Origin of the sequence: Streptomyces viridifaciens (genome assembly GCF_001888885.2) — a bacterium.
Classification (GTDB): domain Bacteria; phylum Actinomycetota; class Actinomycetes; order Streptomycetales; family Streptomycetaceae; genus Kitasatospora; species Kitasatospora aureofaciens.
In genome coordinates this window covers 3229649-3248898 of the sequence record NZ_CP090841.1, presented here as the reverse complement: position 1 = coordinate 3248898, position 19250 = coordinate 3229649, and the positions used below count along the sequence as shown (strand labels likewise).

The window sequence follows — 19250 nt, the reverse complement described above, 5'->3', positions numbered from 1 at the left end:
GACGATCTTAGACCCGTCCGTCTCAGGGTTCCAGCCCCGCAGGTCTCGGGGCTCGCGTACCCCCGGAGGCGGATGGCCGTCTCGCCGGATGCGGCCTTTGGAGTGATGCCGTGGGCCGGTCGGGTGCCTACCGTTGAAACATGAGCAGTCGAAACGAATCCCGCACCGCCCCGGCCGGCGCGACCGCCGCCCAGGGCCGTCACCGCAACCCGCTGAGGAGTGCCGTCCGCAATGTCGGCATCGCCCTGGACACCGCCGCGCGCGTGATCTTCCTCGGGCGCGACGGTGTTTGGCTCTGAGTCCCGTTACAGCACGTCGTCCGCGTCGATGATGCGGTACGCGTAGCCCTGTTCGGCCAGGAAGCGCTGCCGGTGGGCGGCGAAGTCCTGGTCCACGGTGTCCCGGGCGACGACCGAGTAGAAGTGCGCCGCGTGCCCGTCCGCCTTGGGGCGCAGGACGCGGCCGAGGCGCTGGGCCTCCTCCTGGCGGGAGCCGAAGGTCCCGGAGACCTGGATGGCCACCGTCGCCTCGGGCAGGTCGATGGAGAAGTTCGCGACCTTGGAGACCACCAGGACGCTGATCTCCTTGTTCCGGAACGCGTCGAAGAGCTTCTCGCGCTGGGCATTGCTGGTCTCGCCCTTGATCACCGGGGCGTCCAGGACCTCGCCGAGCTCGTCGAGCTGGTCGATGTACTGGCCGATGATCAGCGTCTGGTCCTTCTCGTGCTTCCTGACCAGCGCCTCCACCACCCGCCGCTTGGTCGCCGTGGTGGCGCAGAAGCGGTAGCGCTCCTCGGGCTCGGCGGTGGCGTAGGCGAGCCGCTCGGAGTCGGTCAGGGTGACCCGCACCTCGCAGCAGTCGGCGGGCGCGATGTAGCCCTGTGCCTCGATCTCCTTCCACGGGGCGTCGAAGCGCTTGGGGCCGATCAGGCTGAACACGTCGCCCTCGCGGCCGTCCTCGCGCACCAGCGTGGCGGTCAGGCCGAGCCGGCGGCGGGCCTGGAGGTCGGCGGTGAACTTGAACACCGGCGCGGGCAGCAGGTGCACCTCGTCGTAGACCACCAGGCCCCAGTTGCGGGCGTCGAACAGCTCCAGGTGCGCGTACACGCCCTTCCGCTTGGTGGTCATCACCTGGTAGGTGGCGATGGTGACCGGGCGGATCTCCTTCTTCGTCCCGCTGTACTCGCCGATCTCGTCCTCGGTGAGCGAGGTGCGCTTGACCAGTTCGTGCTTCCACTGGCGGGCCGAGACGGTGTTGGTGACCAGGATCAGCGTGGTCGACTTGGCGTGCGCCATCGCGGCGGCGCCGACCAGCGTCTTGCCGGCGCCGCAGGGCAGCACGACCACGCCCGAGCCGCCGTGCCAGAAGCCCTCGACGGCCTGCGCCTGGTAGGGGCGCAGCTGCCAGCCGTTCTCGTCCAGGTCGATCGGGTGCGCCTCGCCGTCCACGTAGCCGGCGAAGTCCTCGGCGGGCCAGCCGAGTTTGAGCAGCACCTGCTTGATCTGCCCGCGCTCGGAGGGGTGCACCACCACGGTGTCCGGGTCCACCCGGGCGCCGACCAGCGGGACGATCTTCTTGGAGCGCAGCACCTCCTCCAGCACCGGGCGGTCGGTGGTGGTCAGCACCAGCCCGTGGGTGGGGTGCTTGGACAGCTGGAGCCGCCCGTACCGGCCCATGGTGTCCGCCACGTCCACCAGCAGTGCGTGCGGCACCGGGTAGCGCGAGTACGTCACCAGGGCGTCCACCACCTGCTCGGCGTCGTGCCCGGCGGCCCGAGCGTTCCACAGCCCGAGCGGCGTCACCCGGTACGTGTGCACGTGCTCGGGTGCCCGCTCCAACTCGGCGAACGGCGCGATGGCGCGACGGCAGTCGGCGGCCTTGGGGTGGTCGATCTCCAGGAGAAGAGTTTTGTCGCTCTGGACGATGAGCGGTCCGTCGTTCACGCGGGGGAGCCCTCCACTGGCTGACAGGCTGGATTGACGCAGACCCTCCAGTGTCGCGCATTCCGCGTGCAACGTGGGCGGGCTCCTTCGGACTGCCGTTGGTCAACCGGCCGCGGCGAGCGGCCCCGGTACGCCGACATCCACGCTCGTCGGGTCGAGCGTGGATGTCGGCGAAGCGTTCGACTGTTCAGATGTGCCGGTCCCGTGGGCCGGGTGGTCGGAGCGTTGCGGTCACCACTGGTGGTGGTCGTCGCGGGGGTCGATGACGGTGGGGTCGGTGGCGGTGGCGGTGCCGTCGCCGCCTCCGCTGACGGTGGCGGTGTTGGTGAGGGTGCCGGTGGCGGTGCGGGCGACGCGGACCCGCAGTGTGATGGGCGGGTAGGTGTTCCCGGGGTTGAGGACGTTGCTGCGGGTGCAGGTCAGGGTCCTCTGGACGCAGCGCCATCCCCTGCCGGTGATGCTGGTGGCGGTGAGTCCAGCACCGGCAGGGCCAGCCCGGCCGTCAGGGCCAGCCCTGCCACCGTGGCCCGCATCCGCGCCCACCGCCTGGGCCGTGGCCCACTGCTTTCGGCCTCCGGGCCGGAACGTGCGGGCTCACCCGCGGAATCGTGTGGACGACGGGCCAGACGCATCGCTCTCTCCTCACACCCGGCGCCACGGCCCCGCGTCCCCCCGCGAACTGCGATGGCGTGGGCTCGGCAGGACCGTGAACTGTGAAAAACAGGAACAAACGATGGATACGTGTCATTGACGGTTCGTCAGTGCGGCGCGCCCCCGCAGGGGCCGAACGAGGGATCGCCCGAAGTGACCACGGTGCGTGCTCGCTCGTTGAGCTGGTCATGAAGACCTCGAAGCGCGTTCTCACCGCCCTCGCTCTGATGGGCACGGCCTTCGCCGCCACCGCCTCCTCGGCCGGTTCTGCCTACGCCCTCGCGGGCATCGGGGAGGGGCCGGGCGGTCTGCTGGCGGCGCCCGGATTCCTGTTCGCGGACACCGTCACCGGGGGTTCGCTGCCGGTCGGGCAGAGCCAGATCGGCAGCCTGGCGGACCAGGCGGTCAAGGACAGGATGAAGGAGGCCAAGGGCCACTGACGCCCGGTCGCCCTGCCGTTATTCGTCGAGTTCCGCGACGCCGGTGATGCGGTGGAGGGCGAACGTGCGGAGTTCGTCGGCGTGGTGGTCGAAGGCGGTGACGAAGCCGCCTTCGACCTTGACCGGGTCGATGATGCGCTGGCTGGCGATGCCCTCGGCGTTGAGGTAGCCGATCCACATCCGCTCGCCGAGGAGGACGGCCGTCTGGAGGGCGGCGAGGGTCTCGGCGGCGGCCGTGCGGGGGAGCTGGCGCGGGTCCGGGGTGGGCTCGCGGCGGGAGGCGGTGGCGGCGCGGTCGCCGGCTCGGATGGCTTTGACGGCGGCGGCGAGGAGGGTGTCGTCGGGGACGGGCGGGCCGTCGGGGACGGGCGTGGGGGCGGTGCGGGGCGGGGTGCGGTGGCTGTCCGGCCGGGTGATCAGGACGTCGCCCTCGGCGGATTCGGCGGCCGGGGCGTAGCCCATGGTGCGCAGCGCGGCGAGCAGGACGTCCGGCGCGGCCTGGGAGGCGAGGACGGTGGGGGCGAGCAGCCGCAGCCGCAGGTCGGCGGCGCGGCGGTCGGCGAGCACCTCGTTGAGCAGTGCGGGGTCGTCGCAGCGCAGGTAGGAGGAGGCGGCGCCGACCCGCAGGATGCCGTGCCGGCGGGCGACGTCGTCGATCAGGTAGGAGAGTGGCTGGGGCACGGGCGTGCGGCTGTGCCGGTCCAGGAAGGTCTGCAGGTCGGCGGCGGTGCGCCCGGCGTCCAGGGCGCGGCGGACGGAGGTGGGGGTGAACCGGTAGACGGTGGCGCCGCCCTTGGACTCGATGTCGGCGCACAGGGCGAGCGCCTGGGCGAGCGGGGTGAGCAGCGGGCCGGGGGCGATCGCGGTGAGGTCCGGCTGGAGGATCACGTGGTCCAGCGGCTGCGGCAGCAGCGGGGCGAGTACCTCGGCCGGGTCGGACTCGGCGGTGAGCATGGCTCGGGCGGGGGCGGCGAGGGCGCCGCGGCCGGTGATGCCGAGGAGTTCGGCCTCGGCGAGGGTCCAGGTGGTGAGGTCGTCGCGCAGTTCGCGGCCGTCCGGGCCGGTGGGGCCGCCGCGCAGCGGGCGCTGCCAGCGCAGGGTGGGCAGCAGTTCCTCGGCGGTGGCCGGGGTGCCGGGCGGGAGTTCGGCGAGCAGGGCGAGGGCGGCGCGGCGCACGGACGGGGCGAGGGTGCGGTCCAGTTCGGGGCCGAGCGCGGCGCGCGGCTTGCCCTTGCCGTCCGGGGTGCCGGTGAGGGCGGGGACGCGGGTGGCGGCGAGCCAGGCGCGGGCCAGGACGGACCAGCGCTCGGCGGTGTCCAGCTGCAGCCAGCTGTCGTACCCCGGGGTCGGCGCCCAGCACTCGTCGGCTTCGCCGTCGGGGGCCAGCAGGCCCGCGGTGTAGGCGAGTTCGAGCCAGAAGGCGGCCTGCTGCTCGGTGGTCTCCAGGGTCTGGGCGGCGCGCTTGAGGTCCCGTACGCCGAGGCCGCCGGCCCGCAGGGTGGGCGGCGGGGTGAGGCCCCAGGCCTCCAGCAGTTCTTCGACGGTCTTGACGGCGGTGTGCGCCTGCCCGGCCGCGGCGCTGTCCACAGCCTGTGGATCGCGCGGGGGAGCGGCGGGTGCGGGCTCGGGCTGGAGCGGTTCGACGGTGCGGTGGGTGCGGCCGCCGCGCAGGTGGAGGGCCAGTTCGCGCGGCAGCACGACGCTGCCCGGGCTGGTCGGCAGCAGCAGCCCGCGGGCGAGCAGCCATTCGACCGGGCTCTGCGCGTCCTCGGCGGTGACCGGGCGGGTGGCGTCCGGGACGGTGCCGGTGGGCGGGCCCCAGACCAGCCGGTCCAGCAGTCGCAGCGCGGGCTCGGGGGCGGTGTCGAGCAGCGCGGCGCAGCGGGCGCGGTCGCTGAGCAGGGCGGTCAGGGCGGCGACGGCGGTGACCGGGTCCGGGGTGGCGGGCTGTCCGGCGGAGGCGAGTAGCTGCTGCAGCCGGGCCGGGGACATGCCGGTGGTGGCCTCGGCGAGGGTGGGGCCGAGGCCGGTGCGGCCGGGGTTGGCGGCGGTCGGGGCGAGCGCCTCGCGGACGGCGAGGACCAGCCGCAGGCCGTTGTCCGGGCCCCAGAGCAGTGCCCGGTCGCGCAGGGTGGCGACGGCGCGGGGCAGGGCGGCGGCGACGGCGGACCGGTCGGCCGGGGTGAGCGGGGTGGCGCCGGGGTGCGGCTTGACCTTGGACGGGCCGGTCAGCAGGGTGCGTACGGTGGCCAGGCCGGTGCCGTCGGGGCAGGTCGCCAGTGCCTCGGCGACCTGGAGGGTGAACCGGTCGAGCCGTTCCAGGGCGCGCAGCGCGGAGGCGCGGGAGGAGAGCCGGGCGGACAGCTGGGTGAGGTCGCCGGGGACGGGGTTCAGCAGGTCGGGGCGGGACCGGAGCAGGGCGGTGATCGCGTCGTCGGGGCGGGCGCGCAGCTCCTCGGCGAGGGTGCGCGGGCCGGCGGACGTCCTGCCTTGGCGTTGGGGGCCCTGCTGTGTGGTCATTCGACCTAGGTTAGTCGGGAGCGCGGACGAGGGGGTGCGCTCGTACGCGGGGCCGCACCCGCGGACGACGGTGGCGGTCACGGTGGCCGCGATGGACTCGCGCGGGCGGGGCACGGTGGGTACCGTCACGGCCGAGGGCGGTTCGGTGGGCGGCCGCGCTCTCCATGGGCGGGCCGGGCGAGGCGGGGTGTCGGTGATGACGGACGGCGAGTGGTGGCGCAAGAGCGGGCCGTGGAGCGAGCGGGCGGGGGCGTCGGGGTCGCCCGGCGAGTCCGCTTCTTCTCCCGCTTCTTCGGCTGAGGCGTCAGCGGGCGGACCGGCCGAGGACAGCGTGTACGGCCCCCCGGCCGCGTCCGGCGCGACGGGCGGCATCCCGAACGTGTCGCTGGACCTGCCGGGCGTCGCCGGTCCCGGGGGCGGCTCGGAGGTGATCCCGCCGCCGACGGTGCAGAGTTCGAGCCCGTGGACGATGACGATGCTCGACTTCTCTGACGCGCCGCAGCCCGCGCCCGGGCCGATTCCGGACCAGCGCGCGGCCGAGGAGGCGGCGCAGCAGCAGGCGGCCGCGCCGGCCGGTGCACAGCCGTCGAGCCCGAAGCGGCAGCGGAAGGCGAAGGCGAAGGCCAGGGCCGGTGCCAAGGCCGCGCCCGCCGCCGGAACGGGTTCGGCCAAGGGCGCGCGCAAGCCGTCCCCGCTGATCCTGCTGTCCTGCGGTCTGCTGGTCGGCGGCGCGGTGTCCGGGTTCTTCCCGGCCATGCTGGCGGGCTGGGGCCTCGGCTACCTGACCCGGCAGCTCTCGGACCTGATGCGCAAGTTCGTGATCCTGGGAATCCCGCTGATCACGATGAGCGCGACCACCCTGTTCGCGATGAACCACGCCAAGCAGGCCGGCGGCGCGGGCGGGGGCGCCGTCCAACCCGGCTCCCCGCTGGGTCAGTTCAGCTGGTCGATGGCGCCGGGCGTGCTGCGTACGGCCGCCGTGGCGACGGCGGTGGTCCTGCTGCTGCTCGGCCTGCGCCGCCGCCCGCCGCAGCAGGGCTGAGGCTTCCGACGCTCAACGTCCGTGTGTCGCCGACATGCTGAGGATGCCGGCGAGGACGGCGGCCGGGTCGTCGGTGGGCAGCGCGTGCCCGGCGCCGGGGACGACCTCGACCCGGGCGGCCGGGGCGAGCCGGTGCAGCCGCTCGGAGACGGTCCGGGGGTCGTTCAGGGCGCTGCGCTCGCCGAGCAGGAAGAGCGCGGGGGCGCTCAGGCGGCTCAGTTGTTCGTCGCCGAGGGTGTCGGCCAGGGGCAGGCGGCGGCGGAAGCCCATGGATGCGCGCATCAGGGTCATCAGCTCGGTCTCCAGGACGGCGCTGTTGCCGACCGCCCTGGCCAGTCGGGGCCGGAGCGGGCGCGGGGCGAGGGCGGCGAGGCCGCCGAGGACGAGCCAGGTGTAGAAGCGCCGTCCGGCGTCGGCGAGGCCCGCCGGGTCGACCAGGGTGAGGGCGGCGGTCCGTCCGGGGTGGCGGATCTGGTGGTGGAGGGCGATCCAGCCGCCGTAGGAGCAGCCGACCACGTGGGCGGCCGGGACGTCGAGGGCGGCGAGCAGGTCCTCCAGCCAGTCGGCGGCGTCGTGGCCGCCCTCGATGGGGGCGCTCTGCACGCTGGCGCCGGGTTCGCCGAGGGTGTCCACGGCGAGGACGGGGTGGTGCTCGGCCAGGGGCTCGACGTACGCGTGCCACATCAGGGCGTTGCCGCCGGAGCCGGGGAGCAGCACGATCGGCTGCCCGTGCGCGGGGCCGGTGCGGTGGACGCGGGTGGTGCCGAAGCGGGTCGGCACGTCGAGCGGGGTGCGCTGCCCGGGCCAGAGCTGGGTGAAGGCGTGCTCGTACGCGGCGCGGAAGCGGGCTTCGGCCTTGCCGTTCCTGAACTCGCTGATTCGCATGGTACAGATGTATCACATGCATGATACGTGTGTACCAAGAGACTGGGACCTCGGGAGAGGGAGAGGACGGGCCGTGGCCGAGAAGGTCGACCATGAGGAGCGCCGGCGGCAGATCGCCGAGGCCCTGCTGCGCATCGCGGACACCGAGGGCCTGCAGTCGGCCAGCATGCGGGCGGTCGCGACCGAGGCGGGCGTCTCGCTGCGCCTCGTGCAGTACTACTTCACGACCAAGCAGGGCCTGCTGCTGGACGCCCTGGCCCGGCTCGGTGCCCAGCTCCAGGCCCGGATGGAACGCTGGATCGGCGAGGCGCGCGCCCCCCGGGAGGTGGTGACGGCGGTCCTGTCCTGCATCCTGCCGACCGATGCCGAGAGCCGCCGGATCACGCGCACCTACGCGGCGTACTACGCGCTGGTGCTCAGCGACCCCGAAGTGCTGGAGAAGCAGGCCGCGCAGCCTCCGGTCGTGCTGGAGGGCTTCCTGGTCAAGCAGTTGCGCGCCGCCCAGGAGGCCGGCGGGATCGCGCCGGAGCGGGACGTCGAGATGGCGGCCGCCGGGCTGCTGGCGATGGTCAACGGGCTCGGCTCCAGCGTCCTCGGCGGCCAGCGCACCGGCGAGCAGGCATTGGCGGTCCTCAGCCACCACCTCGACGAACTGTTCCGCCCGTGATGTCTTCCCGTCGGCGCCGGGACCGGGAAGTCGGACCCGCCGACTTCCTGCTCCCGGCCGCTCGTCCCCCTGCTGGCGACGGGGCCGGGGGGCGGCCCCCGTCGCCACCAGGGGGCTAACACCCCTACGGGACGGGTGCTTTCCCCGTTCTTCGGGCCCTCCCGGCGGACCAGACTCGGGGCATGCCCACACAGTCCGTGACGATGACCAAGGCCGCTCCCGAGGTCCTGCGGGCCACCGCCCCGCAGCCGGGGGCCGGCGGCAGCGACTTCGCCCAGCTGAGCCGCCGGATAGCCGCTGAGGGTCTGCTCGACCGGCGCCCCGGCTACTACACCGTCCGCGCGGGCCTGGTGCTCGCCGCGTTCCTCGGCGGCTTCTACGCCCTGTTCGCGCTGGGCGACACCTGGTGGCAGCTCGGCCTGGCGGCCGCGATGTCCGCCGTCTTCGCCCAGGTCGGCCTGCTGTCACACGACCTGGCGCACCGCCAGGTGTTCAGCAGACGGCTGCCGAGCGAGATCGGCGGCCGGATCGCCGCCAACCTGATGATGGGCATGAGCTACGGCTGGTGGATGAACAAGCACACCCGCCACCACGCCAACCCCAACCACGAGGAGCGGGACCCGGACGTCGCCCCGGACCTCGTCGTGTGGTCGCAGCGGCAGGCCCGGCAGGCGAGCGGCCTGGCCCGGTTCATCGGCCGCCGCCAGGCCTACCTGTTCTTCCCGTTGCTCCTGCTGGAGGGCCTGAACCTCAGCTTCAACAGCTTCCGTGCGCTGCGCGGCCCGGCGGTGAAGCGCCCGCTGCTGGAGGGCGCCCTGCTGGTGGTCCACTTCGCGGCCTACTTCGGCCTGGTCCTCGCCGCGCTGCCGCTCGGCAAGGCGGTCGCCTTCCTCGCCGTGCACCAGGCCCTGCTCGGGGTCTACCTGGGCTGCGTCTTCGCCCCGAACCACAAGGGCATGCTGATGGTGACGCCGGAGATGCGGCTCGACTTCCTGCGCCGCCAGGTGCTCACCTCGCGCAACGTGCGCGGCAACGCGGTGCTGGACTCGGTGATGGGCGGCCTCAACTACCAGGTGGAGCACCACCTCTTCCCCAGCATGCCGACCCCCGCACTCGGGCGGGCCGCCCGGATCACCCGGGAGTTCTGCGCCGAGAAGGGCATCCCGTACTACGAGACCGGCCTGCTCCGCTCGTACCGGGAGATCCTCACCCACCTGCACCGGACGGGCGAGCCGATCCGCTCCGGGGGCTGAGGGGCGCTCCCCGCCGACTCGCCTCTGCCCGCTGGGCCGAAGGTGGGCTGTGTGGCCAGGGCCAGAACTGCACGCCGGCCCGGCCGCCCGCCCGGCCTGACCCGCACCGCCGTTCCCCGCACCCCGAGCAGTCCCGCCCCGACGGGCGGGACTGCTCGGGGTCGGTCAGTTCGGGGCAACGGTGCCGGTCCGGACCGGCACCGGGTTGTCGGGGCCGTCCAGCCACACGGTGTGGCCGTCGGGCGTGACGGTGAGGCCGAAGCGGTCGAAGCCGGGGCGGCCCCGGTCGTCCCACCAGTTCCAGGCGGATTTGACTTCGTTCCAGAGGCTGCGGGGGCCGGACTGGACGACCTCGTAGGCGGTGCGGCCGGGCTCCCAGTCGGCGGTGGCCCAGGAGGTGACGGCCGTGTCGTGCAGCCACAGGGTGTACGCGCCGTCGGCGTAGCGCTCGGTCAACGGGAAGGCCTCGGGCACCTGCACCCCGACGGCGAACATGGCCAACCAGTCGGCCAGGGACTCGGGGGAGAGGGGAGTCGACGACTTCGTCCCGTCGGCCGGCCAGGGCCCGGACAGGTACTCCAGGCTGCCGGGGCGGGCGGTGCGCTGTTGGCGCAGCCGCATGAAGGCGGAGGATCCGACGAACCGGCCGCCGGCCGTGCCGTCGTCGCCGACGACGAGACGGGCCACGGCCTCCCCGCCGTACTCGGGCCCCCACGGGGCGACGATCACGGCGCCGGGCCGGGACTGCGCCACCCAGGCGTACGGGATCCGTTGCACCGAACAGGTCGCGATCACCCGGTCGAAGGGCGCGCCGTCGGGGTGGCCGTCCGCGCCCTCGCCGACCACGAGCGTCGGCGAGTACCCGGCGCGTGCGAGCCGGTGCCGGGCTTCGGCGGCGGTGTCCTCGTCCACCTCGATGGTGAAGACCTCGTCGGAGCCCACGCGCCGGGAGAGCAGGGCGGCGTTCCAGCCCGTGCCGGTGCCGATCTCCAGCACTCGGTGGCCGTCGCCGACGTCCAGGGCGGCGAGCATCGAGAACACCATGGTGGGCATGGAGTTGGAGGAGGTGGGCATCGTGCCCCGGCCGAAGCCGGTGTGGTCGCCGTCGTCCCACTGGGTGGTGAGGGGGACGTCGGAGTAGACGGCCTTCCACCAGGCGGCCGGGTCGGCGTGCCGGTTCACGGCCTCGCCCTGGCGCACGCCGTCCGCCTGGCCGGGCCAGACGAGGGCCGGGACGAACCAGTGTCGGGGAACGGCGTGGTAGGCGGTCAGCCAGTCCGGGGTGAGGGACCCGTTCGCGATGAGCGCGGAGGCCAGCCGGGCCCGACCGGCCTCCGCTTCGTGCTGCTCGATCACCTGTCAGCGACCCGACGCCGGGCCGCTGCCGTCCGAGGTGTTGCCGCCCTCGTCGCTGCCGCCGCCACCGTGCTTGTTGCCGCTGCTGGAGTCGTCCTGCTGGCCGCCGCCGCTGCCGGAGCCGGATCCGCCACCGTGCTTGCCGTCGCTGAACGCGGGCATGTGTTTCCCCTTTCGGAGGCGGCGCCGACCGCCGCCCTCGACCAGCACGGTAGGGGGGGGCGGGCGGGGCGGAGGGGCGGCTGATTCTCGAATATTCCGGCAGGCGGCGTGGGCGGTTCGCAGGGATTCTTCAGATAGTCCCGAGCGCTCTTCGGCACCGCGTGATGACCCTGTGGGCGTCCGCACCGTAGACGGCCGCGCCGGCGAGGGTCTCCCACACGCGCAGGTACAGGGCGACGTTTTCGGGTTGGTCGAGCCACAGTTCGGCGTGCCAGTCCTCGACGACGACGAGTCGTTCGTCATGGATCCAGAAGCCGTTGGCGGGCGGAAGCTTGAGGGGCGCCTCGAACGGGACGATACCGAGGGAGACGGTGTCCAAGCCGATCACGCCACTGAGCCGATCGAGCTGCGCGGCCATCACGGCGGGCGGGCAGATCAGCGCGCGCAGTGCGGCTTCCCCCATGATGACGTGGTACTTCCTGCCGGGGCGGTACAGGCTCTCCTGACGCTGGATGCGTGCTCGCACGGCGTCCTCGACATCGCGAGGAGACTGATGGAGATCGACGTAGGCATTGAAAACATGCCGGGCGTAGTCAGCCGTCTGAAGTATGCCGACGACCATCGCGCTTTCCCAGGCGCGCATGATCGTCGAACGGTCGTGCTCGGCGGTCAGCGTGTCCTGCACGGGCCGGTGCCCGGCAGCCAACTGCCGCCGCCAGGAACGGGTTCCCGATTCGAACGATCGAAGCCTGGCAGACAGCTCGGCTGCCGCCTCGGGTTGTCCGACGCCAGTGGCCCAGGCCTTGAGGTCGTCATGGGTGGCAGTCTGTCGGCCGGTTTCCAGTTTGCTGACCTTGGACTGCGTCCAGTCGAGCCGGTCGGCCAGTTGCCGACCAGTGAGACCACCCTCGGCGCGCAGCTCACGGAGCCGCTGGCCGAGGGCGATTCTGGCCTGCTGGAAGTCGGTGCTCACATGTCGGACGGTACCTGAGCCCCGAACTCGCGGTGCGGGACGGCGTAGTGCCAGGCGGCGTCCCGCTCCTGGCAGGCGCGGGCCACCCGCACCGGATCGGTGATCAGCTCGACGTGGGTCAGGTCGTCGTCGGAGTCGAAGTGCAGCAAGGCGATGACGCGCGAGTCGAACAGCCAGGCGTCCTCCTCCGCGAGACCCAGCCGCTCGGCGTCGGCGCGCCAGAGGTAGCGGATGTCCTCACCGACCTTGCCGTTCCGCTCGGAGTTGTTGAGCAGGTAGCGCTGCCCCGGCGTGGGCGGGTTGTCCATGATCCGCACGCGCTCGAACCGCTTGCCCAGGGCGGACTGTTCGCGACGCGATCGGCACCAGGGGTGGTCCAGGTCCCATTCGGGGTCCAGTCCGGCGGCGAACCGGCGGTAGGTCTCGCTCTGCTCGTCGGAGCGGTACCGGCGGCGGGTCTCCAAGCGGAAGGCGGTGTGCTGAAAGCTCGTGAACATGTCGTCGAACTCGTCGAGGCCGATCAGCACGGGCTCTCGGTCTACGTCACGCGGAACGAATTCGGCGAGCAGCACACGGGGCACGATGACTGCCCCCTCGCCGGGCTTGACGTTGCGGAGCTGGGCGAGGTCGTCGGGGTCGGTTGCGACTTCCCCCTGTACGAGAACCTGCCCGGTTTCCACGTCTTCGTAGAGGGTCGGGCACCCGTTGTGCCCCGAGTTGCTTCCGATGTACCGCAGTCGTCGGCTCATGGCCGCTCCCTTCGCTGTCGGTCAGGCGGAGTCAGGATGCCCTCGAACTCCTTCGGAGCGGGCCATGATTCTCGAATATTCGCCCATGAGGCTTTAGTTGTGTGGCCTGGTGGGCGCGGACGTACTTGGATGGGGCTCCGAGGTCGTGCCGGTTCGCGCCGAAGGAGTCACATCAGTGCCGGAGTTCGTGCCGCAGCAGAAGATCACCGAGTTCGTCAACGATGGCTTCGAGCACACCGCTTGGCGCTTGGAGACCAGGACCGGTTACCTCTCCGACAAGCAGATGCCCTCCTACGCCGAGTTCCTGCGGACGGGGGACACAGCAGGCGAGGTCGGGCACCCGTGGTTCGAGACCGTGCGCCGCATGGTCGGCAAGGGAAAGAGGTTCGAGCGGGTGCGGTTGGTCGACAGCCCGCCGACGGAGGGGCAGCAGTACCTGCTGGCGTGTGCCCGCACCAACATGGCGGCTGGCGAGGACATCAGGTACATGTGGCGTTCGGAAGCCGAAGCAGTCGGTTTGGGTGGGCTGTCGGACTTCTGGCTCTTCGACTCCCGCACGGTCGCGCGATTCCACTTCGACGGGGAGCGCACGGTTGGCATGGAGCTGATCACCGAGCCGGTAGAGGTTCTCCGGGCTTGCCAGGCCCGTGACGCCACGTGGCACTACGCGACCCGCTACTCGGAGTTCAGGGCACGGGTGTCGGAGGAGGCCGCAGGTCGCAGCTGAGTAGGAAGTCGGCGGGGCCGACTTCCTACTCAGAGGGATGGATGGCTAGGGGATGTCGGCGATGGCGACCGTGGTGGAGTGGTCGTCGGCCTCGGTGAGGAGGGTGCCGTCGGGGGCCCAGAGGGCGCCGCCGCCGCAGCCGGTCCAGGGGCCGGAGGGGCCGACGTGGTTGGCGAGGACGACGTGCAGGTTCGTGTCCTTGGCGATGGACGGGTAGAGCGCGGCGCGTTCCTGGATCCCGTTGCCGGTGCCGTAGAGGGAGCTGGCGAGGTGGACGTCGCAGCCGTCGGCGGCGCCGCGGGCGGTGAGGTCAGGGAAGTGGTTGTCGAAGCAGGTGGCGAGGGCGAAGCGGAGGCCGTTGAACTCGAAGCGGCCGTCCTGGTCGCCGGGGGTGAAGATGCCCTGCTCGTTCTCGTAGAGGTGCTGCTTGAGGTAGGTGGTGAGGAGGTCGCCGTTGGCGTCGTAGACGTACGTGCCGATGGCGGGCAGGGGGCCGTCGGTGGGGACGGCGCAGTTGACGACGGTGGCGATGCCGGTGGAGCGGAGGGCGTCCAGGCGGGGGTCGTCCGGGGTGGTCCAGAGGGTGGGGGCGGCGGCCAGGGCGTCGAGTTCGTACCCGGTGAGAGCGAGTTCGGGGAAGACGATCAGCTCGGCACCCTGCGAGCGGGCCTGGTCGGCGAGGGCCACGAGTTGCCGGACGTTGGCGGGGATGTCGGCGGGGACGCAGGAGAGCTGAGCGGCAGCGATCTTCATGGCGGCCAGGATGGCATGGGTGGGAGTGGGAAGTCGGCGGGGCCGACTTCCCACTCCGGGGTGTCTCAAGCGTGGTGGTCGAATTCGCCGGCCTTGATGCCGTGGAGGAGGTCGGCGAGGGCGGCGGGGATGGTGCGGAGGATGGTGTGGCCTTCGTCGGACTCGCGGAGCTCGATCGCGCCGTCCACGGTACGAACTTCCACGCACTCATTGTTCGCGGCGCTGAAGCTGGACTTCTGCCACTGTGACCTACTCATACGTCTTCTTCACATCTCCCATGACCGATCGAATGAACTCACGTGATCCTTCTTCGGAGAGCGCCTTGGAGTCCAGACGAGAGAAGATCACACGGTGCTTGGCCAAGTCCGCTGGAGCGTCGAAGAAGAGTGCGCCTTGGGTTACGTCCATCTGGATGGTGTCCAGCTCGGGGACGGGCCCTTCGGCGAAGGTGAGGTTCTCACCGGACCCGGGAAAGGTGTCGACGGCGAAGGGTACGACGCGGATTGAGATGCCAGGTTGTTGAGAGGCATCGAGGAGTGAGCCGAGCTGACCGGCGAGGACCTTGGGGCCGCCGAACTGCATCCGCAACGCAGCCTCGTGGATGAACGCTTGGGAGGGAATCGCGCTGGAGCGGACGGTCTCCTGGCGCTTGATCCGAAAGGCTGTCCTGGTGGCGATGTCCTGCGGCGGCAGCGGAGGAAAGATCCGGTCGAACACGGCCGACGCGTAGTCGCTGGTCTGAAGCAGTCCCGGCACGAAGGTGGTTGTGCAGATCGTCAGCCGGGTTGCGCGGCTTTCGAGCTCTGCGACCTCCAGGAAGTCGGTGGTCAGGGTGCCGCGATATTTCTCCCACCACCCTTTCTCGCGCTCCGAGGCCATGTCGACAAGGGCGTTGATCAGTGGCTGATTGGCGCAGTTGCATGCAGAAGCCACGGTCCGCAGGCGCTCGGGGCTGACCCCGATCTTCGCTTTCTCCATCTGCGTCATCTGGCCAGGACTGATTCCGAGAGTGCGGGCCAGCTCGCTGCCGCCGAGGCCAGCCTGCTCCCGCATCCTCCGTAGCTCGGTGCCGAGCCGACGCTGACGGAGAGTCGGGTTCGAGCGAAGGGGCATGGCGTCCTCTCTGCCGGGGCTGGGGCCAGTCTGCCGCGCTGGCGGTGCGCAGGTCCATCTGGATCGTCCCACGATAGAGCTAATTTTTAGGTGTGCCCCTCAAAACGCAGGCGCAATGCGCTACGTTCAGTGTCGCATCGATCCGACGGATCGTCAGCAACGCCTGCTGTCAGGCGTTCCACCCCACCTCACGCCGGGAGATTTCCCATGCGTCAGTGCAACACGCCCACCCTCACCCTCGCTCGCCAGTCCCTCCAGGACGCCATGACCCGCCTCGGCTGGCCGTCCTCCTCCACCTTCGACGCCGAACTCGCCCTCGGCGAACTGATCGTGAACGCCTGGCGCCACGCGAACACCCCCGCGCCGGTCGTCCAGATCCTCGCCGTCACCGCCCGTACCGTCCGGGTGGGCGTCTCCGACGAGAGCCCGGTGCTGCCCGAGATGCAGCCCCTGAACCTCCTCGCAGAGTCCGGCCGGGGCCTCCAGCTCGTCGCGGCCCTCACCAGTCGCTGGGGTGTCGACCCCCAGGAGCGCGGCAAGACCATCTGGTTCGAGTGCGAGCTGGACGGTGCCGCGTGAACCGGTACCCCATGAAGCCCACCGACCCCCGCATCCGCGCCTACACCGACGACCACATCCGCACGCTCCTCGCCGAACTCCACGAGCGCGGACGAAAGTTCGGTCTCCTCTTCCCCTCCGCGGACATCGACCACACCCTCGACGGCCGCGTCCTCGTCCGCTTCAACACCGCCCCGGCCTCGACCCTCCTCAACCTCCTCACCCTCCTCCTCGACGCCGACCGCGAGCGCCCGTGCGATTCCTGATCGGGGCGGCCTTCGCCTTCCTCCTCGCCCTCGCGTTCGCCACGGTCGCGCTGGGCGTCGTCACCGCCCTCAGGGCCACCCCGCCCGACGAGGACGCCTGAGCGCGAACAGCCGAAGAGGGCCGTCACCGCCCCCGGCGATCACGGCCCCCGCTCCCCGCTCCCCGCTCCCCGCTGTTCTGCCCGCCCCGCTCAGCTCTTCTTCTCGAATCCCGCCAGCAGTCCGCGCGGGTCGAAGGTCACCCGGATCCGGGCGATCTTCCCGTTCTCCACGTGCATCCAGTTCGCCGTTGGTGCCGGCGGCGCAACCGTGGTGCACAGCTCGAACCAGGTGATCACCTCGTCCCCCTCCGCGACCCGCACCTTCACGTCGATCTTCTCCAGCACCTGGCCGAGCCCCTTCAGCCCGCCGAGCGCCTCCTCGATCCCGGACGCCGTTCCCAGGGTCCCGACGAAGTCGACGTCCTCGGCCAGCAGGCCCCGGAGGGTGTCGAAGTCGCCCGCCTCCCAGGCGGAGAAGTAGGTCTCGGCAAGCTCACGCGCAGTCTTCGTCGTCGTCATGCCTCAATCCTCCGCCTCGACCAATCCATCCGTCCAACACATAGATCTGATGCTTGATATCACCACCAATGATGGAAGTGGCGCAGTGTGGCGGCTATCGCCGAACCGCGTCACGGAGGAGGAACAGCAGACCGTGCCCATGCGGCACGAGGAGGCGCGCATCGAGCGCGAGCCGATCACCGAGGCCAACCGGGGTGCCGCGATGTCCGGCGAAACGATCTCGGAGGCCGAATACGAGGTCACACTGCACGTCGAACGGCCGGTCGTGCACACCGAAGCCGTCCCGGTGGAACGGGTGCGGCTGGTGACCGAGGAGCAGGTCGAGCAGGAGACCGTCTCGGGCCGGGTGTGCAAGGAGCGCATCGAGGCCAACCTGCCCTCCGAGACGGAACAGCAGATGAGGGGCAAGGGCATCCGGGGCGAGGACCGTCGTCGGTGACCGTGCCCTGCCGGGCCGTCACCGCCCGCGGCGGCGACGGCCCGGCCTCTCGGAGCCGTCCGCCGCGTCCGACGGGCTGATCCGCGGCCGTCGCATATCGTCACGAGTCATGGAGATGCACCAGCTGCGCTACTTCGCCGCCGTGGTCGACGAGGGTTCCTTTACCGCCGCCGCGGCCCGGCTGCACGTCAGCCAGTCCGGCATCAGCACCCAGGTGGCCAAGTTGGAGCGGGAGTTGGGCCAGATGCTGCTGGAGCGCTCCGGCCGCCGCGTCCGGCTGACCCCGGCCGGCGAGGCCGTCCTCCCGCTGGCGAAGAGCGCCCTGGCCACGCTGGACGCCATCGAGCACACCGCCGCCGAGTTCGCCGACGCGGTGCGCGGGCGTGTCCGGCTCGGCATGATCATGGGCTGCTCGATCCCGCCGTTCCTGGACACCGTGGCGGACCTCGGCCGTACCCACCCCGGGATCGACCTGAGCCTGCACGAGGGGCATTCCGACCTCCTCCAGGCACAGGTTCTCTCCGGTTCCCTCGACCTGGCCCTGATCGGCTTCGCGGGCGAGGCCGACCCGGGCCTGGACGTCGACCTCGTCGTGGACGAGCGGATCGTCGCGGCCGTCCCGGTCGGGCACCCGCTCGACCGCGCGGAGCTGAAGCTCGCCGACCTCCGTTCCGAGAAGGTCCTCTGCCTCTCCCCGGGCACCGGCCTCAGGGCCGCCTACGAGGACTCCTGCCGCCGGCTCGGCCTCGAACCGCGCGTGGACATCGACGCCAGCTCCCCGCTCGCCCTGCTCCGCCTCGCGGAGCGCGGCGCCGGGGTCGCCGTGCTCAGCGAATCCTCCGTGGACGGCGCCGGCCTGCGAGCCGTTCCGATCGCCGATGCGGCGACCTACGCCAAACTCGGCCTGGTTGCCCGGCGCGACCAGCACTCCCCGGCAGTACGGCTGCTACGGGCCAAGCTCTCTGCGGCGATGGGTGGTTCTGCCAGTTGACCGAACTCAGGAGCAGTCGGTGGACGTCAGCGAAGGCCGGGGCCGAGGACCCGCCGAAGGCCCCGCGGTAGCCCGGACTACCGGGAGCCCGCCCCGGGGCGCGACTTGTAGAAGGACTCCTCCAGGTAGGCGGCCTCGTGCGGCTGGTAGGGCTCCTCCAGGTAGGCGGCCTCGTCTTCGTCGAGTTCGACGTCCACCGCGCCGAGCGCGTCGGCCAACTGGGCCGGCTTGGTGACCCCGACGATGGGCGAGGTCACCGTCGGGTTGCGCATGACCCAGGCCAGGGCGACCTGGGCCGGGGACAGACCCCGCTTGCCCGCGATCTCGTGGACGCGATCGGCCACTGCCTGGTCCTCGTCGCGGTAGAGGATCCTGCCGCCCTCGTCGGTCTCGGCACGGGCCGTGGCGGTGTCCCGGGCCCGCGTCAGCCTGCCCCGCGCCAGCGGGCTCCACGGGATCACGCCGATGCCCTGGTCGGCGCAGAGCGGGAGCATCTCCCGCTCCGCTTCCCGGTGGATGAGGTTGTAGTGGTCCTGCATCGACACGAACCGGGTCCAGCCGTTCAGGTCAGCCAGGTACAGGGCCTTGGTGAACTGCCAGGCGTGCATGGAAGAGGCCCCGATGTAGCGGACCTTCCCGGACCTGACCGCGTCGTGCAGTGCTTCGAGGGTTTCCTCGATCGGGGTGTCGTAGTCCCAGCGGTGGATCTGGTAGAGGTCGATGTAGTCGGTCCCCAGTCGCTTCAGGGAGGCGTCGAGCTCGGCGAAGATCGCCTTGCGGGACAGCCCGGCGCCGTTCGGGCCGGGGCGCATCCGCATCCAGACCTTGGTGGAGAGAACGACCTCCTCGCGCCGGGTGAAGTCCTTGACCGCCTGGCCGACGATCTCCTCGCTGCTTCCGGCGCTGTACCCGTTGGCCGTGTCGAGGAAGTTGACGCCGCCCTCGAGGGCCTGCTTGATGATCTCCCGGCTGGCGTCCGCGCCCAGCGACCAGGGCTCGCCGCCCCGGTCCGGCTCGCCGAAGCTCATGCAGCCGAGGGTGATGGCGGAGACTTCCAGCCCGGTCGTTCCGAGTTTGACGTATCGCATGCTTCCGAACCTAGGAGTTGAAGTGCGTTCTAACGCAAACTCGGAGGCGTGAGGCAGGTGCGCCCCGTCGGGTTTTGACCGTTTCGGCCAGACGTGCCAGAGAACCCGGTAGCA

General features: G+C 71.4%; 23 protein-coding genes. 10 read left to right on the top strand and 13 right to left on the bottom strand.

The features are described from left to right. The first annotated feature begins 140 nt into the window (after window positions 1-140). Complete coding sequence (locus BOQ63_RS21480) at window positions 141-299, top strand: hypothetical protein (protein ID WP_157846555.1); 159 nt, start codon at window positions 141-143, stop codon at window positions 297-299. A gap of 6 nt (window positions 300-305) precedes the next feature. Here BOQ63_RS21480 and BOQ63_RS21475 read toward each other — a convergent pair whose 3' ends face one another. Further along, a complete protein-coding gene (locus BOQ63_RS21475) occupies window positions 306-1943 on the bottom strand; it encodes a DNA repair helicase XPB (protein WP_030289673.1) in 1638 nt (545 codons plus the stop codon). A 231-nt stretch (window positions 1944-2174) separates the two neighbouring features. Further along, window positions 2175-2486, bottom strand: a complete 312-nt coding sequence (locus BOQ63_RS21470; RefSeq protein ID WP_030289674.1) for a hypothetical protein — start codon at window positions 2484-2486, stop codon at window positions 2175-2177. A gap of 296 nt (window positions 2487-2782) precedes the next feature. Between BOQ63_RS21470 and BOQ63_RS21465 the strand changes: the two genes are divergently transcribed. Continuing rightward, a complete protein-coding gene (locus BOQ63_RS21465; protein WP_030289675.1) occupies window positions 2783-3034 on the top strand; it encodes a hypothetical protein in 252 nt (83 codons plus the stop codon). A gap of 18 nt (window positions 3035-3052) precedes the next feature. Here the strand turns inward: BOQ63_RS21465 and BOQ63_RS21460 are convergent, their stop codons facing one another. Beyond that, window positions 3053-5554 (bottom strand): helicase C-terminal domain-containing protein, encoded by a 2502-nt coding sequence (locus BOQ63_RS21460; protein ID WP_150476035.1) that lies wholly within the window; start codon window positions 5552-5554, stop codon window positions 3053-3055. A gap of 91 nt (window positions 5555-5645) precedes the next feature. On the opposite strand from BOQ63_RS21460, the gene BOQ63_RS21455 reads away from it, so the two are divergent. Continuing rightward, entirely contained in the window at window positions 5646-6596 is a 951-nt protein-coding gene (locus BOQ63_RS21455; RefSeq protein ID WP_143174756.1) for a hypothetical protein, read from the top strand. A 12-nt stretch (window positions 6597-6608) separates the two neighbouring features. On the opposite strand, the gene BOQ63_RS21450 is transcribed toward BOQ63_RS21455, so the two are convergent. Next, window positions 6609-7481 carry an alpha/beta fold hydrolase gene (locus BOQ63_RS21450; protein WP_072654808.1) on the bottom strand — a complete coding sequence of 291 codons (873 nt, stop codon included), beginning with the start codon at window positions 7479-7481 and terminating at the stop codon, window positions 6609-6611. A 73-nt stretch (window positions 7482-7554) separates the two neighbouring features. Here BOQ63_RS21450 and BOQ63_RS21445 point away from each other — a divergent pair, with 73 nt between their 5' ends. Together BOQ63_RS21445 and BOQ63_RS21440 are read left to right on the top strand one after the other, a co-directional pair. Beyond that, a complete protein-coding gene (locus BOQ63_RS21445) occupies window positions 7555-8148 on the top strand; it encodes a TetR/AcrR family transcriptional regulator (protein WP_030552620.1) in 594 nt (197 codons plus the stop codon). A 203-nt stretch (window positions 8149-8351) separates the two neighbouring features. After that, window positions 8352-9401, top strand: a complete 1050-nt coding sequence (locus tag BOQ63_RS21440) for a fatty acid desaturase family protein (protein ID WP_072654807.1) — start codon at window positions 8352-8354, stop codon at window positions 9399-9401. 165 nt (window positions 9402-9566) lie between these two features. On the opposite strand, the gene BOQ63_RS21435 is transcribed toward BOQ63_RS21440, so the two are convergent. The 4 genes from BOQ63_RS21435 to BOQ63_RS21420 form a co-directional block, all read right to left on the bottom strand. Beyond that, entirely contained in the window at window positions 9567-10757 is a 1191-nt protein-coding gene (locus BOQ63_RS21435) for a methyltransferase domain-containing protein (protein WP_167395770.1), read from the bottom strand. A gap of 3 nt (window positions 10758-10760) precedes the next feature. Beyond that, the gene (locus BOQ63_RS21430) at window positions 10761-10919 is read right to left on the bottom strand and encodes a hypothetical protein (RefSeq protein WP_167395769.1); all 159 of its coding nucleotides are present in this window, start codon (window positions 10917-10919) and stop codon (window positions 10761-10763) included. A 130-nt stretch (window positions 10920-11049) separates the two neighbouring features. Then, window positions 11050-11892: a helix-turn-helix domain-containing protein gene (locus BOQ63_RS21425; protein ID WP_030289682.1), complete on the bottom strand. Its 843-nt coding sequence runs from the start codon at window positions 11890-11892 to the stop codon at window positions 11050-11052. Next, window positions 11889-12641: a DUF6879 family protein gene (locus BOQ63_RS21420; RefSeq protein ID WP_072654806.1), complete on the bottom strand. Its 753-nt coding sequence runs from the start codon at window positions 12639-12641 to the stop codon at window positions 11889-11891. Before BOQ63_RS21420 ends, BOQ63_RS21425 begins: the two co-directional genes overlap by 4 nt. A 175-nt stretch (window positions 12642-12816) precedes the next feature. Here BOQ63_RS21420 and BOQ63_RS21415 point away from each other — a divergent pair, with 175 nt between their 5' ends. Further along, a complete protein-coding gene (locus tag BOQ63_RS21415) occupies window positions 12817-13368 on the top strand; it encodes a DUF6879 family protein (RefSeq protein ID WP_072654805.1) in 552 nt (183 codons plus the stop codon). 45 nt (window positions 13369-13413) lie between these two features. On the opposite strand, the gene BOQ63_RS21410 is transcribed toward BOQ63_RS21415, so the two are convergent. The 3 genes from BOQ63_RS21410 to BOQ63_RS21400 form a co-directional block, all read right to left on the bottom strand. Beyond that, window positions 13414-14121, bottom strand: coding sequence for a carbon-nitrogen hydrolase family protein (locus BOQ63_RS21410; RefSeq protein ID WP_072654804.1), 708 nt, complete (start codon window positions 14119-14121; stop codon window positions 13414-13416). A gap of 65 nt (window positions 14122-14186) precedes the next feature. Next, a complete protein-coding gene (locus BOQ63_RS21405; protein ID WP_072654803.1) occupies window positions 14187-14378 on the bottom strand; it encodes a DUF397 domain-containing protein in 192 nt (63 codons plus the stop codon). Beyond that, entirely contained in the window at window positions 14371-15234 is an 864-nt protein-coding gene (locus tag BOQ63_RS21400; protein ID WP_072654802.1) for a helix-turn-helix domain-containing protein, read from the bottom strand. Before BOQ63_RS21400 ends, BOQ63_RS21405 begins: the two co-directional genes overlap by 8 nt. A 207-nt stretch (window positions 15235-15441) precedes the next feature. On the opposite strand from BOQ63_RS21400, the gene BOQ63_RS21395 reads away from it, so the two are divergent. Together BOQ63_RS21395 and BOQ63_RS21390 are read left to right on the top strand one after the other, a co-directional pair. After that, the gene (locus BOQ63_RS21395) at window positions 15442-15813 is read left to right on the top strand and encodes an ATP-binding protein (protein WP_072654801.1); all 372 of its coding nucleotides are present in this window, start codon (window positions 15442-15444) and stop codon (window positions 15811-15813) included. 11 nt (window positions 15814-15824) lie between these two features. After that, a complete protein-coding gene (locus BOQ63_RS21390) occupies window positions 15825-16058 on the top strand; it encodes a hypothetical protein (protein ID WP_141763750.1) in 234 nt (77 codons plus the stop codon). 191 nt (window positions 16059-16249) lie between these two features. Here BOQ63_RS21390 and BOQ63_RS21385 read toward each other — a convergent pair whose 3' ends face one another. Next, window positions 16250-16618 (bottom strand): nuclear transport factor 2 family protein, encoded by a 369-nt coding sequence (locus BOQ63_RS21385; protein ID WP_030289690.1) that lies wholly within the window; start codon window positions 16616-16618, stop codon window positions 16250-16252. A 49-nt stretch (window positions 16619-16667) separates the two neighbouring features. Here BOQ63_RS21385 and BOQ63_RS21380 point away from each other — a divergent pair, with 49 nt between their 5' ends. Continuing rightward, window positions 16668-17057: a YsnF/AvaK domain-containing protein gene (locus BOQ63_RS21380; protein ID WP_072654800.1), complete on the top strand. Its 390-nt coding sequence runs from the start codon at window positions 16668-16670 to the stop codon at window positions 17055-17057. Window positions 17058-17166: 109 nt separating this feature from the next. Continuing rightward, a complete protein-coding gene (locus tag BOQ63_RS21375; protein WP_072654799.1) occupies window positions 17167-18048 on the top strand; it encodes a LysR family transcriptional regulator in 882 nt (293 codons plus the stop codon). A gap of 77 nt (window positions 18049-18125) precedes the next feature. Here the strand turns inward: BOQ63_RS21375 and BOQ63_RS21370 are convergent, their stop codons facing one another. Then, window positions 18126-19136: an aldo/keto reductase gene (locus BOQ63_RS21370; protein WP_030289693.1), complete on the bottom strand. Its 1011-nt coding sequence runs from the start codon at window positions 19134-19136 to the stop codon at window positions 18126-18128. Between the last annotated feature and the right edge of the window lie 114 nt (window positions 19137-19250).